Here is a 22,096-nt window from a genome sequence, read left to right on the forward strand (position 1 = left end):
TTCGGTGAGTTATTTGGCCTGTTCACGCAGTTTTTCTGGCAGCTTGTATTCACCTTTACTTCGCGAAATTTCTTTCACCGTTGGTGAATCTAGTGGGCCTTTCACTTCATAATTGACTTGAGTGAAGACCTCAACCACCGGAGATATCACCGTAGAGATGGCCAAGACATACAAAGCAGTTTGAGGCGCAACGGCAAACGCGGTCAGCATTGGTAAGCCTGATGTGATGTCTGGTGTGAATTTCACTTCCGCATCAACCATTCTGCTGTTCATATTAGCGATACCGCGGATTTGCATTTCCCCTGCTAACGCATCCATTACGATATCATTGGTGATAAACACACCGTCTTGGATTTTGCCTGTTCCCGTGATCGAGTTGAATGCCATGCCTTTATCGAATACGTCGGTAAAGTCGAGCTGCATCTTACGGATGATAGAATCCAAGCTGAACAAGCCTAACAAGCGTGCCGCACCACTAACTTCACTGATCACGCCTTTACCAAATTCCGTTGAGACGTTTCCTTGCAAGGTTTGTGTCTTCATTGACCAAGGTGCGCCGTCCCATTCCATATTGGCATTGATCTCAAATGGTGCTTGTTGAATGCCTGATGTAATACCAAAGCGCTCCATAAGATCGGTGTTGTTATCACCTTTCATTTTCATGGTTAAGTTGGAATGACTACTCTCTTTCGTCAGGTCCCACCAACCACTCATATCAATGCGGTTTTTGCCGCTACTAAAGGTGATATTTTTCCACTCCAAGCGGTTCTCGCGACGCTGCAAATCAACATTAACTTTGCCCACTTTGTAACCTTGCAGCCAAAAATCATCGATGTTCAAAGTTAAGTTTGGCATCTCTGCGTGAAACTTGCGGTCAAAATTGGTAATCAAAGGTGCGTTTTGATCTTCACTCGCAAAGATTGAACTGCGCTCTTTGGTCATCTCTTCAAACCCTGGGATGTACAGATGCAAGTGCTCTAGAGAGACCGATAGATCATAGGGTTTCAGATAGTTAGCTTTCCCTTTAACCTCTTGACTGTCCACATCGAGTTGCCAACTCAAATTTTTCTTGCTTGCTGAAAAATCCACATCATGAAACTCAATCCCACCGAGCTGTAAGTTTGGCGTTTCAACTTCAATGCGTGTCGGCAATGGAATGGTCGGCGTTTTCATGCTTGCCAAAACAGACGATGAAGGCTTGCTCTCAGAGACCTGCGCAAGCTCCGCCCATTGGTCTAAATTCAGTTCTTCGACACGCACCGAAGCATCGTGCCCGACAATAGGACTAATCCGGAAGCCACCTTTGCCAACCATTAAATGAGTCGCAGTCAGAACCGGGACATCGCCAGCGATATCTATCTCAGTTTGATACTTCACATTTGGGATCTGTAGTCGTGCTGAAATACTCTCTTGGTTGCCGGATGCTTGCAGTTTCGCTTGCCCAGACTCACCAATTTTTTTCGCTAAAGGATAAGGATATTGACTAGCCAGACGATTTAGCTGCGCCAGCACTTCAAGCTGATAAGTGAAACCAACATCATTGAGTTGCAAGTCAATATCCATTTGCCACGGCGCATGGCCAGAAACAAGGTTTAACCAACGCTCACCGACATAGGGTTTGAGCGGCTCGACATCCCAATCTCCTAGTGTATTAATTATCACGTTGTAGCCTTGCTCCGCACTCTCTCCATGGAAATCAAGAGAGATAGGCTGTTGTAATAATTCGGCCGACAAACCCGATGTGGTAACCACATCATTGTCGAAGGTGATACGTCCTGTGGCGTTTTCAAGCGTCATTGGCGGCGCTTCAATATCAACACGATTTTCTGTTAAATCGGCATAACCCCAAGCGCGAGAGTCTTTCTCAAAATCAAACGGTATGTTGAGTTGAAACTCAGAGTAAACGGGCCCACTCACTTGCAGCGCTGTCAATGCGGCACCGACTGAATCCACTAATGGCGTCGCCATCATGTAGTCACGGACTTCATTACCCGGCGCGCTTGCTTTCGCTTCAATCTCGATGTGTCCACCTTCTGCCAACTCAGGGATTCGCCCAGTGATACGCTTGGCATGAACGCCATTTAGTGTGGCTGATTTTGAATCCAAATACATGGCATCATTTTCAAACAGCAAGTCTAGCTGCAAATCCGTGATGGTTGGCCATGCCGTATCAAAGCTAAATTTCGCGTCTTTTAATCCAACCCAAGCTTGGAACATGCCATTATGTTCTTTGTAAGGAAAATCACCTAACTCGCCATACCACAACAATTTCGCTGTGTTCACTTTACCGCCCTGAATCGCGGTCGAAAGATAGTCGGTCAAGTCTTGTCCAAGTGCCAGAGTCGGTAGATAGCGCCATGTCTCACCCGCGTTGTAGAGATCCGCTTCGGCATAGAACGATAAAAATGGGCTTTGTTCTTTTGGAAAATCAAGACGGAATGCCCCCAAGACTTGAAGATCAGGCGTTGCTGCCGTCACTTTATCCGCCCACAAACGCCAACCCGCATCATCTTGCTGCCAGATAATATCGACTTCACCTTGTTTGATATTCAGCGGAGCTTGGAATACATCGCCGTACGGAAAGACATCATCAATGACGGTGACTTTTGCTTTAGCTTGATTCACATCCCCCGATACGCTGCCCTGTACGTGATGAAACCCGGGTAGGAGCTCCCATTGTGTCATCGCGAGTTCATCCAGTTCAGCCGAGTAGCGTAAGGTGTCTAAACCACCGTTCATTGACAATCGGACATCTTCGACCCGACCTTTCGGTGCTAGTTTGTTAATAAGGTCACTGGTCGACTCTGACTCTGGAGCCAGCTTAATGAGCGGAATGAGTGCTTCAATGTCGAGTTGAGAGAGATTAAGCATCCAGCCGTTTGGTTGCCAATCAAACGCGACGTCTAGCTCTGGCCAAGGGGTATTATCGGTTCTGATCTGAAGTGAGTGGCCATTTACTTTCCAGCCTTGTTTATCTGGTCGAAGATTGAAAATTCCAGACTCAATAAACAGCTCATGATGTCCATCTTCATTCCACACCAACTCGGAAGGCAGCAATTCAACATAAGCATCATGCGGTTGGCTATGTTTGAGCGTTAGCCAAGTATTTAAGCTGACTTTACCCGACTCTGCTCCTGACTCTTCTTGCATGTAAGTGGTCAGCCAAGGTGTGACCGAGACATCTTGAGCACTCACGTAAAACTCACCAGATACATCGCGCAACGAGCCATGATCTTTAAAGTTAGCGCTTACTAACAACGAGTTCAGGCGAACATCGGCAATGCTAACCGTGCCTTCGGCTACGTGACGTTTCCCTTGATTGCTCCAACGAAGGTGCTCAATATCTAAACGGCGAGTTTCACCTGACACAGACTTATACCAAATCCGTGAATCGCTAATAGTGAAGTCTTCGAACTGACGTAAAAGAAGTGAGTCGAGTTGGTCAATGAGTTTCACTTCGCTCTTATCCACTTCAGGCTTCGGTTCTTGACGATGAGAAGTCGGCAGAATGTCTACCGTGTGAATGTCTAAAGCGAGGTTATGAATGGTAAGGTCTGCAACTACAGGTTTAAGTTGAAAAAGAGATTGAATAAGGTCGAACTCAATTTGGACTTCTTCAACAGCGAAGCGTGCATCTTGCACGTTTGGTAGATTTGCCTCTAAACCCAGTAACGCAATTGAGGGATGATTATTGCGCCACGTCCCTGCGACATTGGCAATAGAAACGTCAAAACCTGTGCCTTGTTTGACCCAGGTTTTGATCTCATCTTGGAAATGGTTAAGTTGCGGCAGTGTGACGCGAAGCGTGGTTACTAATATGGCTAATAACACCAATACAGTAACTAAACTCCACGCACAAAAACGCCCAAAACGGTTAACACCAGAATTCACAAATGTTCCAAATTACATCATTACGACGTCAAACTGTTCCTGAATGTACAGGGGTTCAGCCTGAACTCGCACTTGCTTGCCAATAAATACTTCGAGCTCAGCCAACGCATGAGACTCATCGCCCAATAGCGCTTCAGCAACAAACGGCGATGCGTACACGACAAAATTATCGGCGTCGTAAGCACGGTTCACACGAGTAATCTCGCGTAATATCTCAAAGCATACGGTTTCGACCGTTTTCACGCTGCCACGGCCTTCACAAGTAGGACAGCCAGAACACAAGATATGTTCAATACTTTCTCGTGTGCGCTTGCGCGTCATTTCAACTAAGCCAAGCTGGGTAAAGCCGTTGATGTTGGTTTTTACTCGGTCTTTCGCCAGCGCCGTTTCCAGTGAGGTAAGTACTCGCTGACGATGCTCTTCGGATGCCATATCGATAAAATCAATAATGATGATACCGCCGAGGTTACGTAAACGTAGCTGACGCGCAATAGCTTGCGTTGCCTCTATATTGGTATTGAAGATAGTCTCTTCGAGATTACGACGACCAACAAATGCACCCGTGTTGATGTCGATGGTGGTCATGGCTTCGGTTTGATCGATGATCAAATAGCCGCCCGATTTTAGCTCGACCTTGCGCTCTAAAGAACGCTGAATTTCGTTTTCGGTGTCGTACATGTCAAAGATTGGCTTGTCACCTTCGTAAAGCTCAAGCTTATCTGTTAACTCCGGTACATACTCAGAAGTGAATTCTTTCAGGTTCTCGTATTCAAGGCGGGAGTCGACCATGATCTTATCGAGCTCTGTGCCAACAAAGTCACGCAGAATGCGTTGAGCTAAGCCGAGTTCACCGTAAAGTGTTGAACGCGTTTTGTATTTTGAGCGACGCTCCATGACTTTTAGCCACAAACGCTTTAGAAATGCCGCATCTTGAGATAGCTCTTTTTCATCAGCGCCTTCTGCCGCGGTACGAATGATAAAACCACCGTGCTCATCGCAGTAATGGTTCACCACCTTTTTCAAACGCTCGCGCTCTTTTTCACTTTCAATACGCTGCGAAACACCGACATGGCTGGCCCCCGGCATAAAAACAAGATAACGCGAAGGTAAGGTGATATCCGTCGTTAAACGCGCACCTTTCGTGCCGAGCGGATCTTTGACCACTTGCACAACAATGTCTTGTCCCTGGCGTACCAGTTCAGAGATATCACGGACTTGAAACTGCTGTTTTTCGTTTTCTGCCACACATTCGGTATGAGGAACAATATCTGACGCATGTAAAAACGCCGCTTTATCTAAACCAATGTCGACGAAAGCCGCCTGCATACCTGGTAACACTCGGCTTACTTTGCCTTTGTATATATTGCCCACAATACCGCGACGCGATTCGCGCTCGATATGTATTTCTTGTAGTACTCCACCTTCAATCATGGCCACACGAGTTTCACTCGGGGTCACGTTAAGCAGCAATTCTGCACTCATGTGCACACCTCAAAACAATTATAAAAATTCTTGAATTAGCTGATCGGTTTCGAACAAAGGTAAGCCTACTACAGCGTGATAACTGCCTTCGATTCGGGTGACAAATCGCCCTCCGAGTCCCTGAATACCATAACTTCCAGCTTTATCGCATGGCTCTCCTGACTGCCAATATTGTTCGATTTCTTCGTGAGTCAGTGGTTTGAACCACACGTCAGTGGTAACGACCACTGAATGTTGTTGTTCCGATGATACAACGCTCACCGCAGTCATCACTTGATGACGACGACCGGATAAGTCAGTAAGCATACGCTTTGAATCTTCAAAACTTTTTGGTTTTTCTAGCACACGGTCATCGCATACTACGACCGTATCAGAGCCCAATACAACGGAATCAGGCTTAGCCAACGCTAAGCCTGCCTGAGCTTTTTCCAAAGAAAGACGCAACACGTAATCTCGTGCTTGCTCATGAGCCTGTTTGGCTTCCTCAATATCAGGCAATACGATCTCAAAATCATAACCCAGTTGAGCAAGCAGCTCTTTTCTTCTCGGAGAACCCGATGCGAGAACGAGAGATAAGCTTTTCTTCACCGCCTTACCTTACGTGCCATGCACGACGAACTCGTCGCATTAATAAAAACATCCATGGCCAAAGTATACAGTTTATTGCCGCCGTCCACAGAGATAATGGATTAAATACTACGTCCTGGTTCAAATATTCCCCACAGAATATCAAAACTTCCAATAACGCAGTAAAAAAGGCAATTAAAATCGACTGTTGCCACAATGCCATGTTGCGAATCAACAGGAAATTCAGCGCCACAAGGTAGATAACGATCGACATCATCATGCCACGAATTCCAAGCGTTGAGCCGATCAAGATATCCCACAATAAGCCCAACACTAGCGCAGTTCCGACGTTCACTCGGTGCGGTAGTGCCAACACCCAATAACACGTGACAAGGAACAACCATGACGGACGTAACACATCTAACACACCTGGCCATGGAATGGTTTGCAGTACCAGCGCAACGAAGAAACTGACGCCAATCACCATTCGGCTACTCAATACATTATTGGCCATCGGTTACCTCTTGTTCTTGCTCTAACCCTTCATCTACATTGGACCGCAGTACTTTGTGTTGACGGTCTTCATTCGGCCAAATCAGCAGTAGGTAGCGTAAGCGATCAAATTCCACAACCGGCTCAGCCTTGATTGAGGCGAACTCTTGACGCGTATCGTGATCCACATTGGTAACCGTCGCGACTGGATATCCTTCAGGGTAAATACCACCTAAACCGGATGTCACCAATAAATCACCAACCTGAATATCTGTGCTGGTTGGAATGTGCTCCAGTTGGATTTCATCCATTTCACCATTGCCCGATGCGATCACTCGGATATCATTGCGGATCACCTGGACAGGAATTGCATTTTTCGCGTCCGTTAGCAGCAGAACACGTGCGTTGTGCGCTGCGACAAACGTGACCTGACCAACGATGCCTTTCTCATTGATAACAGGCTGACCAACGTAAACACCATCAATACGGCCTTTATCGATCACCACTTGATGACGATAAGGTGAAGTATCAACCGCCATTACTTCTGTCACGACTTTCTTTTCATCACGGACAAATGAAGATCCTAACAACTTACGTAAGCGTTGGTTTTCTTCTTTATACTGGTCGAGCAAGATAAGCTCGCTTTTCAGGCGTAGCACTTCTCGCTTTAAGCTGCGATTGCCTTCAACCAATGCCTGATGAGAATTAAAACGTTCAAATACGCCATCGAACATACTACGAGGTAAATTCGCTGCGTACTGAATCGGTGCAACCATACTGTTTAGTAGGTATCGAACGTTGGAAAACGTATCTAGACGACTATCGGCCAGCATTAAGCTCGCCGACACGATGACAGCAAAAAACAGACGTAATTGCAGAGACGGACCTCTGCCGAAAATCGGTTTCATCTTGTTTTTGACCTGATTGCTTCCATGATTATTGAGCCTTACTTGGCAACCTAAAAATACTTAACTAAATACTTTTAGGTATGGAGCATGTTTGAATTACAGAGAGAGCAGAAATGAAGGTGAAGCCCGACATGAGCTTCACCTAAACCTTTATTCTTCAGAGAACAGATCGCCACCGTGCATGTCGATCATTTCTAGTGCTTTACCGCCACCACGCGCAACACACGTTAGTGGATCTTCCGCGATAACCACAGGAATACCAGTTTCTTCCATTAGTAGACGGTCTAGGTCTTTAAGTAGTGCACCACCACCGGTTAGTACCATACCGTTTTCAGAAATGTCTGAAGCAAGCTCTGGTGGACACTGTTCTAGTGCAACCATGACTGCTGATACGATGCCAGATAGCGGCTCTTGAAGCGCTTCTAGGATCTCGTTTGAGTTCAAGCTAAAGCTGCGTGGCACACCCTCTGCAAGGTTACGACCGCGAACTTCAATCTCTTGAACTTCATCACCAGGGTAAGCAGAACCGATTTCGTGTTTGATCTTTTCAGCCGTTGCTTCACCAATCAAGCTGCCGTAGTTACGACGTACGTAGTTGATCACAGCTTCATCAAAGCGGTCACCACCGATACGTACAGACGATGAGTAAACCACACCGTTTAGAGAGATAACGGCAACTTCAGTTGTACCACCACCGATATCGACCACCATTGAACCTGTCGGCTCAGATACGCGTAAACCAGCACCAATTGCCGCCGCCATTGGCTCGTCGATTAGGTAAACTTCACGCGCACCAGCACCAAGTGCTGATTCACGAATTGCGCGACGCTCAACTTGGGTAGAACCACAAGGAACACAAACAAGAACACGTGGGCTTGGCTTTAGGATGCTGTTATCGTGCACTTGCTTGATAAAGTGCTGAAGCATTTTTTCGGTTACGTAGAAGTCAGCGATTACGCCGTCTTTCATTGGGCGAATAGCGGAAATGTTGCCAGGTGTACGACCAAGCATCTGTTTTGCTGCGTGACCGACTGCAGCAACGCTTTTTGCAGAACCTACACGATCTTGACGAATAGCAACTACAGAAGGTTCATCAAGGACAATTCCTTGCCCTTTTACGTAAATTAGAGTGTTGGCTGTACCTAAATCGATAGATAGATCGTTAGAAAACATGCCACGAAGTTTCTTAAACATACTCTTCGCTCATCCTGCAAAAATATAGAAGACAAAAATTGCTCTAAATGTACCAATGCCTCGCTGTCACAGCAAGGTATTGGTACACAAACATGAGCAGAAAGCCTCAATTTCTTGCAGTTTCCTAACTTAAGGGCAAAAACCTAAGTTGTTACTGTCCGGTTAACCCTGGCTCACCACGGTAAATCACACGGTCATTACCACGGTGAATACCGAAGGTGACGACGGAGGATGGGTTTTCTTCGGCAGGAGCTTTTCCGGCAGGTTCTTTTACCCAGTCGTATTTGAGCCAAGGGAGGTTGTTACCACTAGGGTCGAGATTAAGCCAAACTTCAGCTTGTTGACGTCCACAGTCTGCGCGCTCTTGCTTAGCAATAAGTTCACGCATGGCACCATCGTTAACCGTCGTTCTGACGCCTTCAAGTAAAATGTCGCAGTCGGAGCCATCATCAGGCCAAACTGGCTCCTGGCTTTTTAGAGTTGGGGACACTGTTGTCCCGTTATCCTTACTGTTTAAAACGAATCGGTTATCTCTCCAATACTCCACTCTAAGGGGGATATTAACAGATTTACCCTGATTCACTCCCACATCATCCAGAGCTATGCGACCAAACCTGACATCAGGTTGCGATAGTAGCTGTTGCGAAACCATTCTATCTTCAGTGCTATTTTGCCCTTCTTTTAAGAACATCGTAGGATCAACATAGCCAGATACTTTAGTTCCATTATTATTAAGTGAAAGCGAAATAGACGTTTCGATGGAACTATCCTTGTCTGCCGGTAGTTTTGAATTAAATGGACCATCGGGACTCGGCAAAGATAAATCTTTACGCCAATAAACTGAGTTATCCCAAGTTTTGCTCCACACAGCTCCCGACCAGTTATCACTCTCCAAATCGGAATCCAAAATGCTAAGTCTATCTGAGTAACCACCAGCCAAATACAAATCTGCTTTCAAAGAATTAGCAAAACCACCATAATTTTGAGTTGTGTAACCGTTAGCGTTATATGCTGTGACTTCAAACTTAACCGATTCAAAATTCTGTCCCATATATACAGATTGATTCTGATTATCAGGGTAGGTCCACTCTGTCCCGGTGACTTTAAAGTAATCTGGATAGAAACGACCGACCGTCAAATTGCCATCTTGGATTTTGAACGCGTTACTACCAAGATAGAGTGATTTATCCAATTCATCGCCATTTTCATCGGTTGCAATAGGTGCTTGTGCCTTAAGCTCAAAAGCCCCCACGTCAGACACAGATTGATCAAACGTCACACTGCCACGAGACCATTGACTTGATTCAGGTAGCTTCTCATTCAGAAGTTTGGCTGATGAGCCAGTTGACGGATACTTAACGCTGTTGCTGATTACAATAGTCTCTTCTTGGTAGTTTTTCGCTACAGAGTCATCATCCTGCAATGCCGAGATGGTTAACTCAAAAACTTCACCTGCAGCAACAAACCTACCAGAGCAGCCAACTTCACTGTTAGTGCACTCTCCACTTTTATTACCACTCTTTGCAGTCACTTTCAGTTTTGAAGGGAAACTAACAAAACTATCATCACCAACAGATCCAGCCACACTAGCTTTTAACGTCACTTGCCCAACTTCTTCGTATTTCAATTTAAAATACGCTTTACCTTCGTTGTCAAAAAACACACTTGGTAAATCTTGGTCAGTCGTAGTCACATCAATGGCAGAACTCCACTCTGGATCATTGTCTCCAACCTTTTTCTTGTAAGTGATCGAAACTGGTTGAGAGTTGTCTACAGGTGCGAAGTCGTAATAAATAGACATTTTGACATCGCGAGACTCACCTTGATTTTCAGTAAGATTTGCACAGAATGAGAGGTAATCCTCACCTTCAGTTTCACGACTAGACACAACATCGTCAACATTTACTGCAAGTACACCTGGTGCAAAAGTGATTGTGCAGTCCGAACGCGAGCCATCACTGTAGTAGCAAAGAGTCTCTTCAAAACCAGACTGTGTCACTGGTTTACTACTCTCAACCTTTAAGGTGACTGTTCCTTCACTTAAGCCCTGTAATTCAAGTTGTTTCTCATTTTGAAGCAGAATATTTGCACCACCAACCCAAGTAGCAACTTTTTCAAAGCCAGATGTACTTAAAGTTACAGATAAAGGCGTTAAAGAGGCACTGTCGTCCGCATCTCTAGGATATTGCTCTGAACAAGCTTCATTCATACAGGCTCTTAATATCACATCAGAGGCCTGACAAATGCTGCCAGTCTTTGCATATTCGAATTCAAAGTGGTGAATACCGTTTGTGATTTTCTGATATTCATCCGCACAAACTTGGAAGTTATCAATCGCATGTGTGTTTGTGTCATAGCCCGTTGAAGCGGTTACCGATAAGCGGAAATTTTCTGGGATATCGGTAAACCCGCCTTTTTCTAATACATCGAATTCATCAATGACGCGGTCCCAGTCGCCATTTTCTCCTATTTTTCGAAACACAGCTAACGTCATCGTATTGGCGTTACGAGAGTTTAAAACCACTTTATATCGATGCAGTTTATTGTTTCTGCCATCCAAAGAACCACCGAAGTTTTTCTCTGTAATAAACGGATAGCCTTTAAGCCACTTACCTTGGCTGTCTTGAGCCCCGGCACCACGCACCACTACGTTGTCTGCAACAGCATTTCGTGTGACTTGTTCACCGCCTTCGCGTCTGAAGTTACCGTACTCATCAATACCCACAGCTAGCCAACCACCAGCGAAACCTTCCGCATCTTCGGAAACATCCGTGTTCGGATAACTCTTAAGTTTCATCCCGTAGCCAAGCGGACCGCCAAACGCCCCCGTTTTAGGAGGGATGCTCGCATCAGAAATAACTAACGCAACACCATCTGCACCATTACCGCCGTAGGCATAGTGATCAAACTCAACTTCTAAATAATTTTGATCTGACGGGAACACATAATTGTACGCGGATGCTGTGGCCTGATATTGCTTATTTGAGTTTAAAATGAAACGTTGGTCAGACACGACAGGGGGATCACTAACATTACCCTCGTTGTCTTTAAATCCCATAACCGACCAGTTTGACAGTGAGCCTGAATTGAAATTTTCTTCTGGCAATAGTGTACATTGCTGAGGCTGAGGCGGAAGCCAACATGATCCTGGATATTTAGGCTTTTCAATTTTTGTTGACCCACGCATATCCAGTCTAAGACTCGTAACCGCACCATAGATATACTCACTGGTATCAAGCATGATGCTTTTAGCTAAAATAAAGCCTTTGAATACCTGTCCTGAATCCGTTTTAAAATGGAAGCTCGCTTCAGGACCATAAATAACAGGCAAAATAAGTTCGTCTTTAACAGTGCGATAATCAAAATGCGCGTCTTCTAATTTAAAATCTGCTGAGTTAACTGGGCCAACAGGCTGATTTGTGCCTACAACATTAAATTTCACATTACTACCGAAAATAAGTTTCGGGTTTGAACCTTTATTTCTAAACGTTTTTACCGTTAGTTCGGCATTGTCACTGAAGTAAAGGGATAGATCATAGCCAGAGTCATAAACAAACTCTTCAATGGTTCGTTGTCCATCCAACTGCAGCTCTACCGTCTTATTTGTGTTATAGCCATTAATATCCAGGCTCTTCAGGTCACGTTTCAGGCGAATAACAACCTTGCCATTAGTCTCACTGAACGAACACGCATCAGAGCCTGACGAGCACACTTTTTCATAGAAGTTCGCATCAGTGTCTTTCATGCGAATCAGTAGATCGCGACCGGAATTAAAAGACTCTGTTATAGGCGTAGGTTTGTTCGCTTTGCGTGTTTCAACAAGACCGTCACCACCTCCTGGCTCGGCATCGTCCGGTAAACATCCCATATTATCGTCACAAACCTTTGAATTTGAGTTCTGATAAAGTTGCCAAGCTTGCCCCCCGGAATCAAAACCTATTCTTAGTGTTTGCCAACTTTGGCCATTGGTTTCTTGAGTGTACCTATTTTGGCTATCCGCAAGGTACTCAGGGGACCAGCCTAACGCTCTCACTGCCGAGTTAGTCACGATGAGTTCGCTCTCAGCCTGCTTCCACCCTTGAATTGGCTCAGGAAACGATTTACAAACATTGTCAGGTACTGAAAACTCTGGATCTGGATTGGGCTCTGGTCTCGAAGAAGGTTGACAGTTTAAATCGAATAAGTCTTCATCTTGTTCGAAAAACACATCAGAGCTGTTCGACAGATCATCAAACTCAACTCTACTTTCGATTCCTGGTTTAAGAAGTGTTGTTCCATCATATAAAAAGTAAGACAAGTTTACGGTATAACTATTCCCGCTCTTTTCGATATCATTAAATTCAATACGAATGGTATAAACTGTATCCCCGTCTAAATGGTCTTCGTCTTCATTAAAAATACCATCGACATCGTCATTGGCAGACCATAAACGGTATAAAACACTTTTACTATTGCCATTGCCATTAACATTACCTTCTTTTTTTAGATAAATAACATCCTCTTTCAGTTCTATTGTGTTGTCTTTTTTCCCTCGAACATAAAATTTGATGTCATCAGTATCGCAGTCATCGCAATACTTAGCTTCAATAGCAAATGAATCTTTGAGTTTTACACGACACGACTCAGTCTCATCCCAATCGTCAGCATGAGAAAAAAACGGCATAGTTATCAAAGCAAACATTAAGACTATCTTGTTCATTGTTCTACTCCCTAACCCAAACTTCTTGCTGACGCTGCACTTGAGACAGCCCTGAACCACAAATGGCGGTTGCTTGCACTCTAAACAAAGACTGTGCCTCTGAGGTTCCCTCATTCAGAACCCCCAACTTTAAACAACTCATCTTATTAATCCTACATGCCGTATTCTGTATAACATTAGGGGTTGCACCACTGACCTCATTCAAACAAATATCTGCGATATCAGGGTCATCATCGTTAAGCGGGTACAACTGTGTCAGTGCCCATTCGTTGGCAGATTGAGCAACAAACCAAGCTTTTGTGCCTAAGAACTCCCGGGTTAGTCCACTTTGATTTGACCAACTTATTCTCATAAGAGAGGCGGCTAAATAACCCATCACAATAATGACAAAAAGCACCACGATGAGAACATTACCTTGCTGATTTCGTTTACGGAACATTGAGCACCTGCACGTCTTGCTGATACACACTACGCTCCCCATCCTGTAAAAACTCTAAGTTAATATGTACTAGCCCACCACGTTGTAGAGTTGGCTCAACATAACGCATGTAACTCGCTGATGTATCAATACTATCCGTGACAATGACATTATTACGAAGTACTTGACCGCTATCGAAGCAATAACGGACTTGAGATTTATCTTGGTAAATGTAATGACGGCTAGAAATAGAGCTAGAGCTGATGCTGCTTTCACCTACAGAAACAATAAAAGGCTCATCAACTTTATCTCTTGATATCTCTTTTAATTCAATTCGTTGAGATGATTCTGGGTTATCTGGATTTTTAGGGAAAAGATCTTCATACCGACTAGGATTTATCACCAACCATCGCTCATTAGGAATACGTTTTAGCTTAGTATCGTTGCCAATAAGAAACTCCAGAGTACTACCACTAAAAGCATAAAAGCCCGAATATTCAATGGGTACAAACTCCAAACAATTGCTTGTCCCAGTTGGCTCATGAAAACTATTTGGCACGGCATGGCGAATTTCACGGGACATTTTCTCGATCACAAACTGTGCTTCTGTCTGTACTCGCTGACGGCCTATGCTGTCTGCGTACCCTTTTATCCCTAGTTTAATATAACCGGCAATACCCAACATGATGATACTACCGATAACTATCGTAACGACCATCTCAATTAAAGTGAAACCACGTTCTTTCATTAGTAGTTCCCTTTTAAAGCCGTTAAAGTCAGGGGTTGAGCCGTGCCCGCAAAGATAGTCAATGTAACTTTTTTATACTTAGGTTGAGAACTTGTCTCCGAACCACCTAAATCATCATAGGCAACTTGGACTTCTACCCTAAAATTTTTATATTGTTCTGCACTATCTTCTCCGACATTCGCCAACACATCGGTAATATTTCCTCGAGACACGCTCTTACATTGAGCGAGCGTATTAGGCGTGCTCCAGCAACCGATAAAATCATCAACATCATTAAAATCTGTAGGAAGTGACTCCCCTGTTTCAGCGCCAAGATCTTCAGACGAAGTGCAATTGACGGAGTTCTCACCACAACGAACCAGCCCTCCATCAAAGTTACTGTTGTCGTCAAAACCACGCGCAAGAATTTGTGACATAAAGCTTTGAGCTAGAGCAGAGGCGCGGGTTTGATAATGAGGATTGGCAGAATCTCTAACCTGAGGGACAAGAAAAGAGGTGAATGCCACCATCGCTATGCCCATTAAGACAATCGCGATGATCATTTCAATTAAGGTCATGCCGCGAACTTTTCTCATAAGCATGATCCTTTGGAAACATAGCCTTGACTATTGATGTTTACTGCACAGCGGCTTTGGCCATTTTGGTCTTCAATTAAGATGTTTACTGCACCGCTTACAGGGTTACCTAACAGGTTAAACTCGATTGGGCTAGTTGCACCATTGATGATTGAAAACTTAGCCGACTTATCGATAACCACATCACTGCGAGCATCTTGTGCATTACCCGTCAATGAACATGCTGCTGTTGAACCAATACAAGCACTAGTTATTGATAAGCAAAAATTGGTATAGCTTGGATCTTCTTCTGATTTATAGCTACTTGGAAAGCATCGTTCTGGGTAAGGCTTATCAGGTATATCAATATTCGACTGCATTCGATTAACTTGTACCTGACGAATGACTGAGATGACTTGTTCCTGAAGTGCAAATGCAGAAAAACTGCCAGAGCCCATAAAACGGCTGGCAGCAAAAAGGGAAAGAATAGATAAGAGAACGATCACTAAGATCAATTCCATCAAGGTAAACCCTAATGTAGAGCTGCGAATTTTCATAACCCAACCTTAGGCTTAGAACAAGCGAAATAAGTATACGATGAAATTATGAGATTAATGATAGGTTTATAATTTTTCGATTCGAAATGTGAACAGACGAACAAATAACCAATATCTAGTTATTTTGCCCTTTTGAACGGCCAATCTCTTCTTCTATTCGATCGTAAGTTTCTTTGTTGCTCAGCGTCTCAGAAACATGCTCTGCGGTCTGCTTAGTTTTCTCCCACTTCGCTTCGTAAGTTTCTGGCTCAAAGCTGATAAATCTTGGTAATACCACATAACCGATCACACCTAAGATAATCAGCACAACGACAAACTCTATCGCACTAAGACCCGATGTTTTACGCATATGAACTATTCCGATATTCATCAAAATAAAGAGATAAAGGCCAGACTAGCTGGCCTCTGTACGATAACTAGACTTAACAATCTTTGTTTACTTTATAAACAGGAACTGCATCAGCGTCTGACTTATCTAGAGCATAACTAACATAGCATTTAGAAGGAGCTGCTGTTAAATCTTCACCTGTTTGGAAAGTAGCAAATACTGTGCTGTTTGCCTCATCAACATACACGGACCAATCACCTTCAGTTCCAGTTTCTAAGCCATCAACCAAGGCGATAATCCCGTCAGCATTTGGAGCAGGGTATCCGACATGAATTTCAGTGCCGTCGTCGAGAGTAGGGTATTTATTAGTGGTAGAATCATATTTTTCAGTTTCAACTCCTTCTATAGCCGCCTTACCATACGCAATACCAGAAGCTCCAGTCATTGCTCCTTTCAAGCCTTGTAATGAAGACTGACGAGCATCAGATTGCAGGTTAAGGAAACGTGGTGCTGCAGTGACCGCTAGAATACCTAGGATTACAATTACCACTACCAATTCGATAAGGGTGAAACCACCTTGTCTTTTCATTGTTTACTCTCTCTATGTAAGCATGCAGTACAACTGCAAAGTTTTGTTTAGGTCACGCGACCATTTTGGATATTGTCAAAACGGTTTGGGGCAGCAACGTTCACTAAAACTGACCGTGAAGTGGATACTGTATCTACCGCTTGAGCAGAATGACGATTCGCCATTATTCAGTTCATGCTGAAATGAGAAAAACACATTATTGTTTACCCACTATTACAGCCTGTTACTTATGGTAATGATTGCATTATACCGACTTTCATTACCAATTATAGTGCTTAGGTGTCAAAAAATTCACTCCGCCGACATTTCGACGTATATTTTCAGTTGATTAGCAGTTGAGATAACTACAATCGACTGACCATTTTCATAAGTGTATTGACAGACATAACGATCAGTTTTGATGGCTCCACTGATATCTATTAACTTGTTGGTCATTATTTTACGTTGGGGGTAATGCACCGCTAGCCAATAACCACAATCTAATACACCTTGCTGAGTAAAGGGAGACACTAACCCTCCCTCAGTCATAGTAAGGTTTAAGCCATCCATCAGCATATGTTCTGGCTCGCCTTGTACTAGCCAAGCTTGACGATAACGCTGAACACTGTCTTGCATCCAAACTCTCGCTAACTTCGCTCCAGTTACTTGTGCTTGCTCGGTCACAGGACGTAATTTGACCACCAAACCCACCGCCATAATCGTAGCAATAACCCCAAATACAATAAGCGTTGCTCGGCTTTGATTTTCAACCACCTATTAGCCGCCTTTGATGATGTCGAGCATTCCCCACATTGGTAGGAAGATACCCAATGCCAGCACCATGACCATACCTGCTACAATCACCAAAAGTAATGGTTCTATTCTTGCGGTCAGTGTTTTTAGATCGTAATCAACTTCTCGATCGTAAAAATCCGACACTTCCAGCAGCAGCTCATCAATACGACCAGTTTCTTCACCTACTGCAATCATCTGAATCACCAATGGGGTGAATATTTTACTGTTGATGGCCGTCACTGAAATGGTGCTACCCGCTTCAATTGCGGACTTCATTTCAAGAATTCGATTTTCTAAAAAACGGTTCCCTAAGGCTTCCCCGGCCAAAGCCAAAGACTGGTTAAGTGGCACCCCTGATTTCAGCATCAACGAAAAGGTTCTGGCAAAACGAGAAAGCTGCGCACGATTAACGATATCGCCTACAATTGGCAGCCGAAGCCGAAACTTATCGAACTTCTCCCGACCATCAGCCGTCGCCACCCACGCTCTGAACACCGTAAACGCACCAATCATTGCCACAACCAGCAACACCCAATAATTAACAAAGAAATTAGAAGTCGCGATCAAAATACGCGTCGGCAGTGGTAGCTCAACCCCAAAGCGCGTGAACATCGATACAAACTCAGGGATCACCAAGATATTCAATACAAACATGGCAATGGTGATAAAGATAATGACAAACGTCGGATAACGCATCGCCGCTTTAATGCGTTTGCGAGTCTCAAGTTCCTGTTCGTAGTAATTCGCCAGTTGCAATAGCGCTTGGTCAAGCCGACCCGTATTCTCACCGACGTTGATCATAGAAACGAACAGAGGGCTGAATACTTTACTGTGTTGCTGCATCGCAGAAGACAAACCTCGGCCATTACTCAGTTCAGAAACGACATCTTCTAGCGCCTCTTTGAGCTGTTTGTTTTCGCAATTTTGCAACAAGCCACGCATAGAGCGCAGCAAAGGTACGCCAGCTTTAGTCAAACTAAACAACTGACGAGAGAAAAGAATAATTACTTCCAACGGAATAGCAGGCACAAACAGCTTAGACAAGCTCACTTGGCTTTTTGCCGACTCTTTCTCTAACCGTACATTGAGCGGGATGACCCCTTTGTTCATCAATGCTTCCGCCGCAGCTTCTGAGTTCACTGCTTCGATTTTGCCGTTAGTGGATGAGCCGTCTAGCGTGCGACCTTGATAACGAAAAGTTGGCATTCACTTACCTATATGAAAATGGGATCAGTCTTACCAGAAGCATCACCCTCACCTAGGGTCATCACTTCATCCAAACTGACGGTGCCTTGTAGCGCCAGTTCCATTGCAGAAGCAAGCAGTGGCTTATAGTTTTCTGAGCAGCGCGCGGCTTGCGCAAAGCCAACCGCATCATTGGCGCGCAATTTATCCATCATCTCTTGCTCAAGTTCGAGCATTTCAAACACACCGATTCGGCCTCGATAACCAGTCAAGTTACAGTTTTGGCAACCTGCGCCTTTATAAAAAATGGTGCTAACTTGATTTGGGAAACGCCCAGCTAACCACTGCTGGCGAGACTCATCTAAGTGGTCTTCTGTTTTACAATCTGGGCAAACTCGGCGCACAAGACGCTGCGCCACCACGGCTCTGACTGCACTAGCAACCAAGTAACCCGGCGCCCCCATGTCGATCATGCGTAACGCACTGTCGACAGCATCGTTGGTGTGGAGAGTGCTCAATACTAAATGCCCCGTTAGTGCAGCTCGCAGACCAATTTCTACCGTCTCTTGGTCACGCATCTCACCAACAAGAATTATGTCTGGGTCTTGACGTAAAAAGGTTCTAAGGACACGCGAGAAAGTTAGATCGATCTTACTGTTAACCTGTACCTGAGTGATGCGAGGCAGACGATATTCAACCGGGTCCTCTGCTGTAATGATCTTTTTCCCAGGTTCGTTGAGCTCACTCAATGCGCCGTAAAGCGTGGTGGTTTTACCGGAACCTGTCGGCCCGGTAACCAAAATCATGCCGTGCGGACGCGCCAGCTGTCGACGTAAGCGAGCAAGCAAGTCTGGCGGCAAGCCCGACTCTTCTAACGGACGCAAACCAGAGGACTGGTTAAGCAGACGCATTACTACAGATTCTCCGTACTGCGTTGGTAACGTCGACATACGAATATCAATTGATTGGCCACGAACTTTGATATTGAATCGGCCATCTTGCGGCAAGCGCTTTTCAGAAATATCTAGGTGTGCCATCAACTTCAGTCGAAGAACCAAAGCCGATGCAATATTCACTTCATTTAAGAGCGTTTCATGCAATACGCCATCAATACGCTGGCGCAAACGCAATACTTGATCGTCTGGCTCAATATGAATATCCGAAGCTCCAACCTGTACCGCATCTTCAAACATGGAATTAACCAGCTTTACAACGGTAACCTCTTCACTATCGGCTTCATCAATACCGTAATCAAAGCTTTGTACATCTTTATGCTCTTCATGCAGCTGTTCAGCAAAGGAGGCTATCTCTTTAGTACGGCGGTAATAACGGTCAAAGCTTGAAATGAGCTGACGCTCTGAAGCCACAATGAACTCAAGGTTGTATTGACCTAACAAGTTCATCAATGATTCTTGGATGAACAAGTCCGCAGGGTCACTCATAGCAACGCGCAGTGTGTCCCCACTTCGAGCAACGACCATCGCACGTAAGCGACGTGCGTGTACCTCAGGTAAAATCTGCACGGCTTCAGCATCCACAGGCGCACGACCAAGATCGATCAGTGGCAAACCAAGCTGTTGAGACAAGAAGTCCAACATTTGCTTTTCGGTAATAAAGCCAAGGTCAATTAACGCATCCCCTAGCTTCTGCCCGGTACTGCGTTGTGCGTTTAGTGCTTGCTGGATTTGTTCTTCAGAGACGATACCTTCCTCAACCAGAAGATCGCCCAAGCGTTTTCTCAACTGAATTTTCATTGTGCGCTCTCCAACTCTTTCAAGATGCTCAAACGGTCACGGATAAATGCTTGCGATTGATTCGAAATGCCAACTTTACCCAGGGCTTGGTTGTAAGAGTTGATCGCGGCAGTAAAAGCCAGGGCACGCTCTTGTTGAATAGCTAAACCTAACCACCAGCGCGCGTTTTCCGGTTCACGCTGAGTGAGGAGTTGATAGCTCTCAAGCGCAATGTCATTTTGCTTGTGTTTTTGTGCCAATGCCGCACGCATCGCCAAGTAATCTCGACTTGGTACTGGAGGCAAATGAACAAGCGGGCTCAGCGCCGCTTCAGGTTGATTAGCTTTCACTAACAACTTAGACAAGGCCAAGCGGAGTACTTGGTTGTTCGTATCTAGGTTGATGCCTTCTTGAATAATCTCATATGCTTTACGCGTGTCACCTTTACCAAAGTACAACGCTGATAACTTTTGACGCGTGTCTGCATTCATTGGCTCATAACGCAACGCCTCGGCATAAGCCGATAACGCTGTTTGCATATCGTTAGCATCGAGTGCCTTTTCCGCTCGACTAACAGCCTTAAGGGAAAGCTGACGATGTGTAAGCTCAACCTGCTCAATACTCATTGAACTGTTTTCTGCTGTCGTGTGGGTTACGTGATCGTATTGTTCCTCGCTCGGCATCGTTGCTAACTGCGCGAGTAAAACTGAATCATCAGAGGCGATATTTATCTCAGATTTTGGCGTGAACCTATCAGTCTCTTGCATGTGAGGCTGTTGCGCGACCGGCTGTGTGGCTGGCTTAGTGTAAACCACTTGAGTTGTATCGGGCGTCATTTTACTCGTTGGCGAGTGAGTGCGCTCCGATGAAACAATTGGTGAGACATTCACAGACGACAATGGCATAGCATCGGTTTTAAATTGTGATAGCTCGCCTGAAGGGACAGGACCGCGAGAAACCGCCCAGCTTCCGACCGCAAGGCTTAACGAAAAACCGGCCACAAGCCAAAGCCAAGGTTTACTGCGTGAGACACTTGGAATCTCCGCACGAGTAAACTCTGACGGCGATGTTTTTTCAGCAAGTTCTGATAATGCTTTATTGATAGCACTCAAGGTTGACTCCATCCCCAAAATACGGGTGTTTTAAACTTAGGTTTACGGGCATCAAACGTATCGTGCATAGCGGCGTAAACGTGATGATTTTTCAATAGTGTGCAACGATCATTAAATGCAGCAAGCAACGACTTGTGACTAATTTGGTTTATCAAGCGCGGAATCCCCATGGATGAACGCCAAATCGCTTTTTTCTGTTCAATAGAAAAAATGTGCGCCCCATTGCCTGCTTTATCTAAACGATTATTGATGTAAGCCACGCCTTCATCGATAGAGAGAGGACGTAACTGGCAACTAAACGTAATGCGTTGACGAAATTGCCTTAGCTCATGGTTAGCCAATCTTTCATCCAACTCAGGTTGTCCGAATAACACCAATTGAATGAGCTTATCTTGTTCCGTTTCTAGGTTGCCAAATAGACGCAATGTTTCTAAAGCTTGTGGGGAAAGAGCTTGCGCTTCATCAACGATCAAGACGGTTTTCTTTCCCAAGGCATGTACTTGAATCAAGTGCTCTTGAATGAGGGAAACGATGCGCAGCGGATCATCGTTCTCGATACCCAACTCTCTGGCGACAGCAAACTGCAACTGTTCCCCATTCAACACTGGATTGGGTAAGTAAATAAGCTCAACTTCAGATTCAATCTGCTCGATCAGCTTACGGCATACCATGGTTTTTCCAGTGCCGACTTCTCCCGTCACCTTAATCACCCCTTCTCCCATTTGCACGGCAGCTAGGATGGTTTGGATCGCCTCATAGTGAGGGACTAACCCCAAGAACATTTCTGTATTTGGGGTTAACGAAAAAGGCTGAACTCGGAACCCAAAGTGTGACAAGTACATACTCGAATCACAAACCTATTGAA

The 22,096-nt window shown here is 44.8% G+C and carries 18 protein-coding genes; all 18 read right to left on the reverse strand.

Annotation, left to right across the window (positions count from 1 at the left end; translation table 11 throughout):
- Positions 1-9: 9 nt before the first annotated feature.
- The 18 genes from R7Q46_RS19955 to R7Q46_RS20040 all read right to left on the reverse strand — a co-directional run bounded on the left by R7Q46_RS19955 (position 10) and on the right by R7Q46_RS20040 (position 22,073).
- Positions 10-3,891 (reverse strand): YhdP family protein, encoded by a 3,882-nt coding sequence (locus tag R7Q46_RS19955; protein ID WP_213871928.1) that lies wholly within the window; start codon positions 3,889-3,891, stop codon positions 10-12.
- Between the two features lie 12 nt (positions 3,892-3,903).
- Complete coding sequence (gene rng / locus R7Q46_RS19960) at positions 3,904-5,373, reverse strand: ribonuclease G (protein WP_005381138.1); 1,470 nt, start codon at positions 5,371-5,373, stop codon at positions 3,904-3,906.
- An 18-nt stretch (positions 5,374-5,391) separates the two neighbouring features.
- The gene (locus tag R7Q46_RS19965; protein WP_005381139.1) at positions 5,392-5,961 is read right to left on the reverse strand and encodes a Maf family protein; all 570 of its coding nucleotides are present in this window, start codon (positions 5,959-5,961) and stop codon (positions 5,392-5,394) included.
- A 4-nt stretch (positions 5,962-5,965) separates the two neighbouring features.
- Complete coding sequence (mreD, locus tag R7Q46_RS19970; RefSeq protein WP_005381141.1) at positions 5,966-6,454, reverse strand: rod shape-determining protein MreD; 489 nt, start codon at positions 6,452-6,454, stop codon at positions 5,966-5,968.
- Positions 6,444-7,340: a rod shape-determining protein MreC gene (mreC, locus tag R7Q46_RS19975; protein WP_005381142.1), complete on the reverse strand. Its 897-nt coding sequence runs from the start codon at positions 7,338-7,340 to the stop codon at positions 6,444-6,446. Before mreC ends, mreD begins: the two co-directional genes overlap by 11 nt.
- Before the next feature lie 150 nt (positions 7,341-7,490).
- Complete coding sequence (locus R7Q46_RS19980; RefSeq protein WP_005381144.1) at positions 7,491-8,534, reverse strand: rod shape-determining protein; 1,044 nt, start codon at positions 8,532-8,534, stop codon at positions 7,491-7,493.
- 151 nt (positions 8,535-8,685) lie between these two features.
- Positions 8,686-13,233 (reverse strand): DUF6701 domain-containing protein, encoded by a 4,548-nt coding sequence (locus tag R7Q46_RS19985; protein ID WP_318077729.1) that lies wholly within the window; start codon positions 13,231-13,233, stop codon positions 8,686-8,688.
- A gap of 4 nt (positions 13,234-13,237) precedes the next feature.
- The gene (locus tag R7Q46_RS19990; RefSeq protein WP_213871926.1) at positions 13,238-13,672 is read right to left on the reverse strand and encodes an MSHA biogenesis protein MshP; all 435 of its coding nucleotides are present in this window, start codon (positions 13,670-13,672) and stop codon (positions 13,238-13,240) included.
- Entirely contained in the window at positions 13,662-14,399 is a 738-nt protein-coding gene (locus tag R7Q46_RS19995) for a PilW family protein (RefSeq protein ID WP_213871925.1), read from the reverse strand. The genes R7Q46_RS19990 and R7Q46_RS19995 overlap by 11 nt, the downstream gene beginning before the upstream one ends.
- Complete coding sequence (locus R7Q46_RS20000; RefSeq protein ID WP_158156929.1) at positions 14,399-14,974, reverse strand: type II secretion system protein; 576 nt, start codon at positions 14,972-14,974, stop codon at positions 14,399-14,401. Before R7Q46_RS20000 ends, R7Q46_RS19995 begins: the two co-directional genes overlap by 1 nt.
- On the reverse strand, positions 14,971-15,510 hold the full coding sequence (locus R7Q46_RS20005; protein ID WP_213871924.1) for a type II secretion system protein: 540 nt from the start codon (positions 15,508-15,510) through the stop codon (positions 14,971-14,973). Before R7Q46_RS20005 ends, R7Q46_RS20000 begins: the two co-directional genes overlap by 4 nt.
- 115 nt (positions 15,511-15,625) lie before the next feature.
- Entirely contained in the window at positions 15,626-15,859 is a 234-nt protein-coding gene (locus R7Q46_RS20010) for a Tfp pilus assembly protein FimT/FimU (protein ID WP_171058470.1), read from the reverse strand.
- Positions 15,860-15,932: 73 nt separating this feature from the next.
- Positions 15,933-16,427, reverse strand: a complete 495-nt coding sequence (locus R7Q46_RS20015; RefSeq protein WP_104969843.1) for a type II secretion system protein — start codon at positions 16,425-16,427, stop codon at positions 15,933-15,935.
- Between the two features lie 291 nt (positions 16,428-16,718).
- Positions 16,719-17,180, reverse strand: coding sequence for an MSHA biogenesis protein MshF (locus tag R7Q46_RS20020; RefSeq protein WP_225455789.1), 462 nt, complete (start codon positions 17,178-17,180; stop codon positions 16,719-16,721).
- A gap of 3 nt (positions 17,181-17,183) precedes the next feature.
- On the reverse strand, positions 17,184-18,407 hold the full coding sequence (locus R7Q46_RS20025) for a type II secretion system F family protein (RefSeq protein WP_318077731.1): 1,224 nt from the start codon (positions 18,405-18,407) through the stop codon (positions 17,184-17,186).
- An 8-nt stretch (positions 18,408-18,415) separates the two neighbouring features.
- A complete protein-coding gene (locus tag R7Q46_RS20030; RefSeq protein WP_318077733.1) occupies positions 18,416-20,140 on the reverse strand; it encodes a GspE/PulE family protein in 1,725 nt (574 codons plus the stop codon).
- The gene (locus tag R7Q46_RS20035) at positions 20,137-21,231 is read right to left on the reverse strand and encodes a tetratricopeptide repeat protein (RefSeq protein WP_318077734.1); all 1,095 of its coding nucleotides are present in this window, start codon (positions 21,229-21,231) and stop codon (positions 20,137-20,139) included. Before R7Q46_RS20035 ends, R7Q46_RS20030 begins: the two co-directional genes overlap by 4 nt.
- Positions 21,228-22,073 (reverse strand): ExeA family protein, encoded by an 846-nt coding sequence (locus R7Q46_RS20040; protein ID WP_005381192.1) that lies wholly within the window; start codon positions 22,071-22,073, stop codon positions 21,228-21,230. Before R7Q46_RS20040 ends, R7Q46_RS20035 begins: the two co-directional genes overlap by 4 nt.
- Positions 22,074-22,096 lie beyond the last annotated feature (23 nt).

The organism is Vibrio sp. 811 (genome assembly GCF_033339195.1).